Here is a 9,150-nt window from a genome sequence, read left to right as displayed (position 1 = left end):
TCTCCGGGAAACGTCAGTTGGGTTCAGAAATATTGAGAGACTCGAAGGTCTCTGCGCGGCGGCTGCGCTGAGCCGCATACTTGAGGCGCTGGGCGTGGATGATCGTCTTGAGATCAAACAGTGCGCTCTCGAACAATTCGTTGATTATAACGAAGTCGAATTTCGCCACCTGGGCCATCTCCTCGGCCGCGTTCTTCAGGCGCAGCTCGATCACCTCGGGCGCGTCCTCGCCCCGGTTTTCCAGGCGGGCACGCAGCTCGTCCCAGCTGGGCGGCAGGATGAAGATCAGCACGGCGTTCGGAAACGCTTGCTTGACCTGCAGTGCGCCCTGGTAGTCGATCTCCAGCAGCACGTCGGTGCCGACCTGGATACGCTCTTCCAGAGCCTTCTTGGCCGTGCCGTAGCGGCGGCTGTGCACGTTCGCCCATTCGACGAAGGCGTTGTTCGACACCATGGCGTCGAACTCCTGGTCGGAGACGAAGTAGTACTCGCGGCCGTGCTTTTCCTGGCCACGCGGCGCGCGCGTGGTGTGGGAGACGGAAGGGGAGACGCGCGCATCGAACTCGCGCAGCGCGCGCACCAGGCTGGACTTGCCGGCCCCGCTGGGGGCCGAGACGACAAAGAGGTTTCCGGGGTAATCCATGGAATTTTGCGCAGTGTGTTCACGCATGGGCATCTGTGTTGGGCTTATTCGATGTTCTGCACCTGCTCGCGCATCTGCTCGATCAGCACCTTCATGTCCACGCTGATGCGGGTCAGCTCCAGCGTGGCGGACTTGGAGCCCAGCGTATTGGCTTCGCGGTGCAGTTCCTGGATCAGGAAGTCCAGGCGCTTGCCGATCTCGCCGCCCTTCTTGAGCAGGCTCTGGATCTCGTCCAGGTGCGAGTCCAGGCGGGTGACTTCCTCGGCCACGTCGATGCGGATGGCAAAGGCGGTGGCCTCGGTCAGGGCGCGGTCCTGGGCGGCTTCGGGCGCCACGGCGCCTTCGGCCAGGGCCATCGCTTCCTTCCAGCGCTCCATGAAGCGCAGGCGCTGCTGCTCTACGAGCTGGGGCACCAGGGGCGTGGCATCTGCCGCGAGCTTGCGCAGCTGCGCGATGCGGTCCAGCAGCATGGTGGCCAGGCGCTTGCCTTCGCGGGCGCGGGCCTCCAGCAGTTCGGTCAGGGCCTGCTCTGCCAGCGTGGGCAGCACGCTGCTCCAGTCAACGGCCGAGTTGCCGCTGCCGCTGGCCAGGCGCAGGGCGTCGGAGACGGACAGGCTGCGGGCGTCGGGCAGCCAGGACTGGACAGTGTCCTGGAGCATGGCCAGGCGCTGCAGCATGGCGGTGGAGGGGTCGGGCAGGGAGTTGCCGTCGTCGTTGTCGATGGCGGCGCGCACCTCGACCTTGCCGCGCTTGAGGCGGGCGGTCAAAAGGGCCCGCAAGGCTGGCTCATGCGCGCGCAGTTCGTCGGGCAGGCGGAACGAAAGATCCAGGAAGCGGCTGTTGACCGAGCGGATCTCCAGACCGAGCCGGCTGTTGCGGCCCGACGCTCCACCATCTTCTTCGGACGCGCCGTGCTGGGCACTGGCGTATCCGGTCATGCTGTAAACTGGCATTGGACTTTTGATGGATGCTTGCAATTGCCCGATTATCCGGGTTTCGCCCCATCCCTGAGACTCACCGGAGAAAAATGTCTTCCAAGATCAAGCCGGCGCCATTGCCGCCAGGCAGCACGATCGGCGGCTATCGGGTGGTGCGCAGGCTTGCTTCCGGCGGTTTCGGCGTCGTTTACCTGGCCTTGGATGCAGAGGGCAAGCAGGTGGCGATCAAGGAATACCTGCCCGCCTCGCTGGCCACCCGTGCCCCCGGAGAGCTGCAGCCCGCCGTGGCGCCCGAAAAACTTTCGCTGTACCGCCTGGGCCTCAAGAGCTTCTTCGAGGAAGGGCGTTCACTGGCGCAGATCTCGCACGCTTCCGTGGTCAGCGTGCTCAATTTCTTTCGCGAGAACGAAACCGTCTACATGGTGATGAACTACCTGGAGGGTGCCACCCTGCAGGACTTCGTCGTCACCGCGCGCGAGCTCAAGGCCGAGAAGGTGTTCCGCGAATCGACCATTCGCTCGCTGTTCGATGAGGTGCTGCGCGGCCTGCGCATCGTGCACCAGCACAAGATGCTGCACCTGGACATCAAGCCGGCCAACATCTTCATCACCAATGACGACCGTGCCGTGATGATCGACTTCGGCGCGGCGCGCGAGGTGCTGTCCAAGGAAGGCAACTTCATCCGCCCCATGTACACGCCGGGCTTTGCCGCGCCCGAGATGTACCGCCGCGACGCATCGCTGGGGCCCTGGACCGACATCTACGCCATCGGCGCCTGCATCTATGCCTGCATGCAGGGATTTCCGCCCAACGAGGCGCCGCAGCGCCAGGACAAGGACCGGCTCACGCTGGCGCTGACCAAGCTGCGCGGCGTGTATTCGGACAACCTCATCGAGGTGGTCGAGTGGTGCATGGCCGTGGACCCGGGATCGCGTCCGCAGTCGGTGTTTGCGCTGCAAAAGGAATTGAGCCGCGAAGGCGAGCGCCGCTACACCAAGCTCAGCGTCTCCGAGCGCATGCGCCTGCAGCTGGACACGCTGGTGACCGACGCCAAGAAGAACATGCAAAAGATCAGCGGCGCAGCGGGCCTGCCAGCCGTGGGCCAGGAGCGCAAGCCATGAGGTTTTCGGTATTCCAGCTGAGCCGCCGCGGCGGCCGTGCGCTCAATGAAGACCGCATGGGTTACTGCTACACGCGGGAAGCCGTGCTCTTCGTGCTGGCCGACGGCATGGGCGGCCATCCCGAAGGCGAGGTCGCCGCGCAGCTGGCGCTGCAGGTGATGTCCGTGCATTTCCAGCGCCAAGCCAAGCCGCTGCTCGAAGATCCGCAGGGCTTTCTGGTCGATGCGCTGCTGCACGCGCACCGGCAGATCCTGCGCTATGCCAGCGCCAAGGGAATGATCGACACGCCGCGCACCACGCTGGTCGCCGCCGTCATCCAGAAGGGCAAGATCACCTGGATCCATTGCGGCGACTCGCGCCTGTACCTGGTGCGCGGCGGCGAGCTGCTGGTGCGCACGCGCGATCACTCCTATCTGGAGATGGGCGAGATCGCGGCCCAGCTCAAGACATCGAGCCGCAACGTGCTGTTCACCTGCCTGGGCTCTCCGTCCAAGCCCATCTACGACGTGACCGAGCCGCGCCGGCTGGAGCAGGGCGACAAGCTGCTGCTGTGCTCCGACGGCCTGTGGGGCAGCGTGGACGAAGGGCACCTGCTGCGCACCCTGCACGGCCGCACCGTGTCCCAGGCCATTCCCCAGCTGGTCGATACGGCGCTGCGCAATGCGGGCGATGCCAGCGACAACGTCACGGCCATTGCCATGGAGTGGGAGACGCCAGACGCCTTCGAGTCCACCATGGGCATCTCCACCCAGGACATCGAGAACGACGCGTTTGAATCCACGATCCAGGGCGGGGCAATCGAAGACCTGGAAGATGAGCTCGACGACGCGGCCATCGAGCGCTCCATCGCCGAGATCAACGAAGCGATACGCCGCTCGGCCGAGCGCCAGTTCAAGCGCTGAATGCCGCTGCCGGCCCGCGGCAGCGGTGCCGTTGGCGCGCATGGACTACCGAACCTATTGACGACAAAGGGCGCACGGGCGCCCGACTGGATTTCTACGATGAAGATTGTGTTGGCCTCCAACAACCGCGGCAAGCTCGCCGAGCTGCAAGCCATGTTCGCCCCGCTGGGGGTGGAGCTGATCCGCCAGGGCGACCTGTTCGAGGGCGAGGCGCCCGAGCCGCATTGCACCTTCGTGGAGAACGCGCTGGCCAAGGCCCGTTTCGCAGCCGAGCGCACCGGCCTGCCCGCCATTGCCGACGACGCCGGCATGTGCGTCTCGCACTTCGGCGGGCTGCCGGGCGTGGATACGGCCTATTACTGCACGCAGTTCGGCTACGAGAAAAGCGACGACAACAACGTGCGCGCCCTGCTGGAGCAGATGCAGGGCGTGGCCGACCGCCGCGCCGCCATGGTCAGCACCCTGGTGGGCGTTCGCAGCGCAAAGGATCCCGAACCGCTGATCGCCATGGGCCGCGTGCTCGGCGAGATCACCACCGAGCGCCGTGGCACGCAGGGCTTCGGATTCGACCCCGTGATGTACATCCCCGAGCTGGGCCAGACCTTCGCCGAGATGGACCCGGCCGTGAAGCACGCGCACAGCCACCGCGGCCGCGCCACGCTGCAGATGATCGAACTCGTGCGCGAGCGCTGGGTGCGATGATTCCCATCCAGCCCCAGGATTCGGCCGCCGGCGCCCAGGCCGCCGTGCAGCGCGACATCCAGCACTACATGCGCCCCGGCACGCTGCAGCTGGGCAGCCTGCCGCCGCTGTCGCTGTATGTGCACCTGCCCTGGTGCATTCGCAAGTGCCCGTACTGCGACTTCAACTCGCATGAGCACGGCCGCGACGGCCCCGAGCTGCCCGAAGACCGCTACATCGATGCCCTGGTCGCCGACCTGGAGAGCGCGCTGCCGCTGATCTGGGGCCGCACCGTGCACAGCATCTTCATCGGCGGCGGCACGCCCAGCCTGTTCGCGCCCGAGTCCATCGACCGGCTGCTGGCCGCCATCCGTGCGCGCCTGCGCATGGAGGCCGATTGCGAGATCACCATGGAGGCCAACCCCGGCACCTTCGAGACCGACCGCTTCCGCGCCTTCCGCGCGGCCGGCGTCACGCGGCTGTCCATTGGCGTGCAGAGCTTCGACGACCGCTTCCTGCAGGCCGTGGGCCGCGTGCACGATGGCGCCCAGGCGCGTGCGGCCGTGCGCGAGGCGGCCGACAGCTTCGAGACCTTCAACATCGACCTGATGTACGCGCTGCCCGGCCAGACCGAGCTGGACCTGGCGCGTGACCTGGACGTGGCCCTGTCCTTCGCGCCGCCGCACCTGTCGGTCTATCACCTGACCATCGAACCCAATACGTATTTCGCCAAGTTCCCGCCGACCATTCCCGAGGACGACCTGGCCTACGACATGCTGGACCGCATCACCGCGCGCACCGCCGCCGCAGGCATGCAGCGCTACGAGATATCGGCCTATGCGCGCGAGGGCCACCAGTGCTGGCACAACCGCAACTACTGGCAGTTCGGCGACTACCTGGGCATAGGCGCGGGCGCGCACAGCAAGCTCAGCTTTGCCCACCGCATCGTGCGCCAGGTGCGGTTTCGCGATCCCGCGCGCTACATGGACCAGGCCCTGGCCGGCGCGCCACTGGCGCAGGACGGCGAGGTGCGCCGCGCCGACCTGCCCTTCGAGTACATGCTCAACGCGCTGCGCCTGCGCGAAGGCTTTGCGCTGCAGGACTTCATGGAGCGCACGGGCCTGCCGCTGTCGTCCATCGCCAAGGGGCTGGATGCAGCACAGGCCAAGGGCCTGATCACGCGCGACCTGGGCCGGGTGGTGCCCACGGAGCGGGGTTTTGACTTCCTCAGCGACCTGCAGGAGCTGTTCCTGGCGGAGTGAGCGGGCCAACGACCATTGAAAAAGGACGCCTCGGCGTCCTTTTTTCGTCCAGCGCCACCGCGCAATCGGTCGGCGATCAGCCGCAGCGCACGGCCACGATGCGGCCTGTGCCGTCGACCACCAGGTTCAGGCGTTCCTGATTGAACTCCATCGTCGTTGGCTGGCCTTCGCGCAGCACGCGGGCCATGTAGGCGCCCGACTGCTTGCGGGCGGCCTCCAGCGTGGCCGAGGTATTGCTCTTGCCCACGAAGGACTGCGCCGATGCCGCATTGCAGACCTGCACGGGGCGCGGGGCCGGTTGCGCCCCACCGCCGCTGCTGCCGCCAAAAGGATTGCTCATGCCGGCGCAGCCTGCCACCAGGGTGGTGGCGCCCAGCAGGGCCAGGGCGGCAAGGCGGCGGTGCAGGGCTGGGGTGGTGATCATCGGCATGGTCTGTCTCCTCAATTCAGGGGGTGTGTGCTGCGCAGTATCAGGGCGGGCGCTGGCGCATCGCCTCGGACAACGCCGCATACCTTAGCCGGGCTCGGGCGGTGCCATTGGCATGCGGAAGTAACAGGCGGCAGCAAAGGCATCACGAAGGCATTGCCAAGGTGCTGCCAGGGCATCACCGCCGCGCGCTGCGGCCTTCCGCGGGGGCGTGGTGGAAGACCGTGGCCTCCAGGCCCATGGCGCGTATCCTGGCCGCCGCCTGATCGGCGCTGCGCTGCTTGGCAAAGGGGCCCGAGCGCACGCGCACGATCTCGCCCTTGTTGCTGTGCAGGGTCTGGCTGAGCGTGGGCAGCTTGGCTTTCTCCAGCCGCTCCACCACGCGCCCGGCATTGGCGGCTTCAGAGAACACGCCGATGTTGATGTAGTAGTTGCCCGGCTCCAGAGCCGCCGAGGCAGGCTTGGCAGGTGCCGGGGCCTTTGCGACGGGTTCGGCAGGCTTGGCAGGCTTGGCTGGTTTGGTTTCAGCCGCCACCTTGGAGGGCTTGGCGGGCGCTGGAGTGGCTGTGTGTACGGACGCTGGTGCAGGTGCAGGCGCAGGTGCTCTGGCTGGCACCAACGCGGCCTTGACGGGAATGGCTGCCGCTGCAGTGGCAGCGACGGCACCCGCAGCACCGGCAGCTGCTACTACGGGCATGGGTTCGACCGTGCCGGAGACGGTGCTGCCGGCGGCGGGCAAGGGCGCTTGCGGATCAGGGCGCGCCTCGGCCTGGGCGACTGGCTCTTGCGGCCGGGGCGTGGGTGCGGGAGTGGGAGTGGGGGCGGGTGTGGGCGCCGGTTCCGTCCTTGGCGTTTCAACGGCAGCTAAGGCTGCGGCGGGCGTTGGCGCCACGGCTGGTGCAGCTGGCGAAACTGGTGCAGCGGCCGGCATGGCTTCGGACGAAATCACCTCGGTCTGTGCCGCCATGAAATGTGGCGTGCCCGACAGCGCCCAGATGCCTGCACCGGCAGCGGCGGCAAGCACCGCACCGGCCGCCACGGCCAGGCGCTTGCGCAAGGGCGTGGCCGCGCGGCGGGCCAGGCGTTCGTGCGCTGCGGCCATGTTGGGAGCCTCGCCAATGGCTTGCAGTGTGAGGCGGCGCACATGGTGCCAGTACAGGGCATTGGCGCCCAGGCCGGGAATGGCAATCGCCATCAGCACCAGCGTGGCATCGATGCCGTGGGCAATCGCCGGGGGCAGGCCCAGCGCGGGGCGCAGCAGCAGGCCCCAGACCAGGCCCGTGCCGCCGGCGGCCAGCGCGTAGAGGCCGCCCTCTTGCCACAGCCCGCGCAGCCCGCACCAGGGCAGGGTGAACAGGCCTGCGGCCAGGTTCCAGGTGGGCAGGGGCTTGCCCAGCGCATCGAAGCGCTCGAACAGCCGCAGGTAGTAGTCGCGCGAGGGCTCGCCAATCAGGCTGGCGTACAGGCCGGGCATCAGGCCTGCACCCTGGCCACCGGTGAAGCTGGTCGTGCCGGAATTCGTGCCGGAACTTGCGCCGGGGGCCGCCCGTTCGTCGGCGGCCGGGCCGTCATCGCCGTGCTGCAGCGCATAGGCTGCGGCGGCGAAGGCGCTGGCGATCGAGGGCGGCAGCTTGCTGGGGCTCTTGGCGGTGCCGGGCTCGGCAAAGGCGGGCTCCTGCCGTGCAGGGGCCGCCTGCCTTCCGAAGTCGATGGTGGCGGGAGGTGCTGAGAGGGCTTCTTCCGATGGGGCGGGCATGTCAGCAATTGTGTCATGCACTCGTGGCTGTCGGAATCACGACATTCGTGGCTATCGATCGGGCGAATCCATCGCGCCCGATCGATCGGCGGCTGCTGTCAGCCCTGGCGCGCGGGCAGCACCGTGGCGCGGCACTCGCCGAAGCCGATGCGCGCGGCGCCTGGCTTCTCGCACCAGCCGCGCAGGATCACGGCATCGCCATCCTGCAGGAAGGTGCGGCTCTCGCCATTGGCCAGGGCCACGGGCTTCTTGCCGCCTTCGGTCAGCTCCAGCAGCGCACCGGCCTCGCTGGAGGTGGGGCCGGACAGCGTGCCCGTGCCCAGCAGGTCGCCGGGCTGCAGGTCGCAGCCGTTGACGCTGTGGTGGGCCACCAGCTGGGCCATGGTCCAGTAGGCGTGGCGGTAGCTGGTGTGGGTGATTTGCTGGGCGGCCTGGCCTTCGGCGCGCATGCGGCCGGTCTCCAGCGCCACGCTCAACTGCACGTCGAACGCGCCGCGCTCGGAATTGGCGGGCGAGCTGAGGTAGGGCAGGGGCTGGGGATCTGTGGCGGGCCGCGTGAAGGCCGTGCGGTAGGGCTCCAGCGCCTCCAGCGTCACGATCCAGGGCGAGACCGTGGTGGCGAAGTTCTTCGACAGGAAGGGGCCCAGCGGCTGGTATTCCCAGGCCTGGATGTCGCGCGCCGACCAGTCGTTGAGCAGGCACAGGCCGAAGATGTGGTTCTCTGCCTCGTCCATGGAAATCGCCTCGCCCCAGGCGTTGCCGGCGCCGGTGTAGATGCCCATCTCCAGCTCATAGTCCAGGCGTGCGCAGGGCTTGAGTGCGGGCGCGGCGGCGTCGGGCGCCTTCAGCTGGCCCATGGGGCGGCGGAAGTCCACGCCCGACACGCGCAGGCTGGACGCACGGCCGTGGTAGCCGATCGGCACCCACTTGTAGTTTTCCATCAGCGGGTTGTCCGGGCGGAACAGCTTGCCGACGTTGGTGGCGTGGTGCACCGAGGTATAGAAGTCCGTGTAGTCGCCGACCTGGGCCGGCACGGCGTACTCCACCTCGGCCTGGGGTACCAGGCAATCCTTGAGGGCGTCCTGCGCGGCAGCGCCTTCGCGCAGCGCGCGCGACAGCGCCAGGCGCAGGGCCGACCAGGCGGCCGGTCCCATGGCCATGAAGCCGTTCAGGTGCTGTTGCGAAGCGGCTTCCAGCTGCGGCTGCACGGCATCGCCCAGCGCCTTGATCGCGCTTGCGCGCGCCAGGTCCAGCACCTGGTCGCCAATGGCCACGCCGCCGCGCCAGGCCTCCTGGCTGCCTGCGCGGCGGAACACCGCAAACGGCAGGTTCTGGATAGGGAAGTCGCTGGCGCCGGTATTGGCCGAGGCCACCCAGCTGCGCAAGCCTGCGTCATGGGTTTCGTTCAAGGACATCTGTC

At 67.7% G+C, this 9,150-nt stretch carries 9 protein-coding genes; 4 read left to right on the top strand and 5 right to left on the bottom strand.

Annotation, left to right across the window (positions count from 1 at the left end; all coding sequences use genetic code 11):
- Positions 1-13: 13 nt before the first annotated feature.
- Positions 14-643: a guanylate kinase gene (gene gmk / locus ACF8LI_RS02885; protein ID WP_016450311.1), complete on the bottom strand. Its 630-nt coding sequence runs from the start codon at positions 641-643 to the stop codon at positions 14-16.
- 44 nt (positions 644-687) lie between these two features.
- Entirely contained in the window at positions 688-1,581 is an 894-nt protein-coding gene (locus ACF8LI_RS02880; protein WP_017407182.1) for a YicC/YloC family endoribonuclease, read from the bottom strand.
- An 89-nt stretch (positions 1,582-1,670) separates the two neighbouring features.
- Between ACF8LI_RS02880 and ACF8LI_RS02875 the strand changes: the two genes are divergently transcribed.
- From ACF8LI_RS02875 to hemW, 4 genes are all read left to right on the top strand, one after another.
- Entirely contained in the window at positions 1,671-2,702 is a 1,032-nt protein-coding gene (locus ACF8LI_RS02875) for a serine/threonine-protein kinase (RefSeq protein WP_016450313.1), read from the top strand.
- A complete protein-coding gene (locus ACF8LI_RS02870; protein WP_016450314.1) occupies positions 2,699-3,604 on the top strand; it encodes a PP2C family serine/threonine-protein phosphatase in 906 nt (301 codons plus the stop codon). The genes ACF8LI_RS02875 and ACF8LI_RS02870 overlap by 4 nt, the downstream gene beginning before the upstream one ends.
- A gap of 99 nt (positions 3,605-3,703) precedes the next feature.
- Positions 3,704-4,306 (top strand): RdgB/HAM1 family non-canonical purine NTP pyrophosphatase, encoded by a 603-nt coding sequence (gene rdgB / locus ACF8LI_RS02865; protein ID WP_016450315.1) that lies wholly within the window; start codon positions 3,704-3,706, stop codon positions 4,304-4,306.
- Positions 4,303-5,547 (top strand): radical SAM family heme chaperone HemW, encoded by a 1,245-nt coding sequence (hemW, locus tag ACF8LI_RS02860; RefSeq protein ID WP_392414093.1) that lies wholly within the window; start codon positions 4,303-4,305, stop codon positions 5,545-5,547. Before rdgB ends, hemW begins: the two co-directional genes overlap by 4 nt.
- A 76-nt stretch (positions 5,548-5,623) precedes the next feature.
- On the opposite strand, the gene ACF8LI_RS02855 is transcribed toward hemW, so the two are convergent.
- From ACF8LI_RS02855 to fahA, 3 genes are all read right to left on the bottom strand, one after another.
- Entirely contained in the window at positions 5,624-5,977 is a 354-nt protein-coding gene (locus tag ACF8LI_RS02855; protein ID WP_154835219.1) for an I78 family peptidase inhibitor, read from the bottom strand.
- Positions 5,978-6,152: 175 nt separating this feature from the next.
- Complete coding sequence (locus ACF8LI_RS02850; protein WP_392414092.1) at positions 6,153-7,730, bottom strand: SPOR domain-containing protein; 1,578 nt, start codon at positions 7,728-7,730, stop codon at positions 6,153-6,155.
- Between the two features lie 98 nt (positions 7,731-7,828).
- Positions 7,829-9,145 (bottom strand): fumarylacetoacetase, encoded by a 1,317-nt coding sequence (gene fahA, locus ACF8LI_RS02845; protein ID WP_392414091.1) that lies wholly within the window; start codon positions 9,143-9,145, stop codon positions 7,829-7,831.
- Between the last annotated feature and the right edge of the window lie 5 nt (positions 9,146-9,150).

Source organism: Delftia sp. WSY_12 (assembly GCF_043104645.1).
GTDB lineage: Bacteria > Pseudomonadota > Gammaproteobacteria > Burkholderiales > Burkholderiaceae_C > Comamonas > Comamonas tsuruhatensis.
Note: the sequence above shows the minus strand (reverse complement) of the source record. Positions and strands in the feature narration are given on the sequence as shown.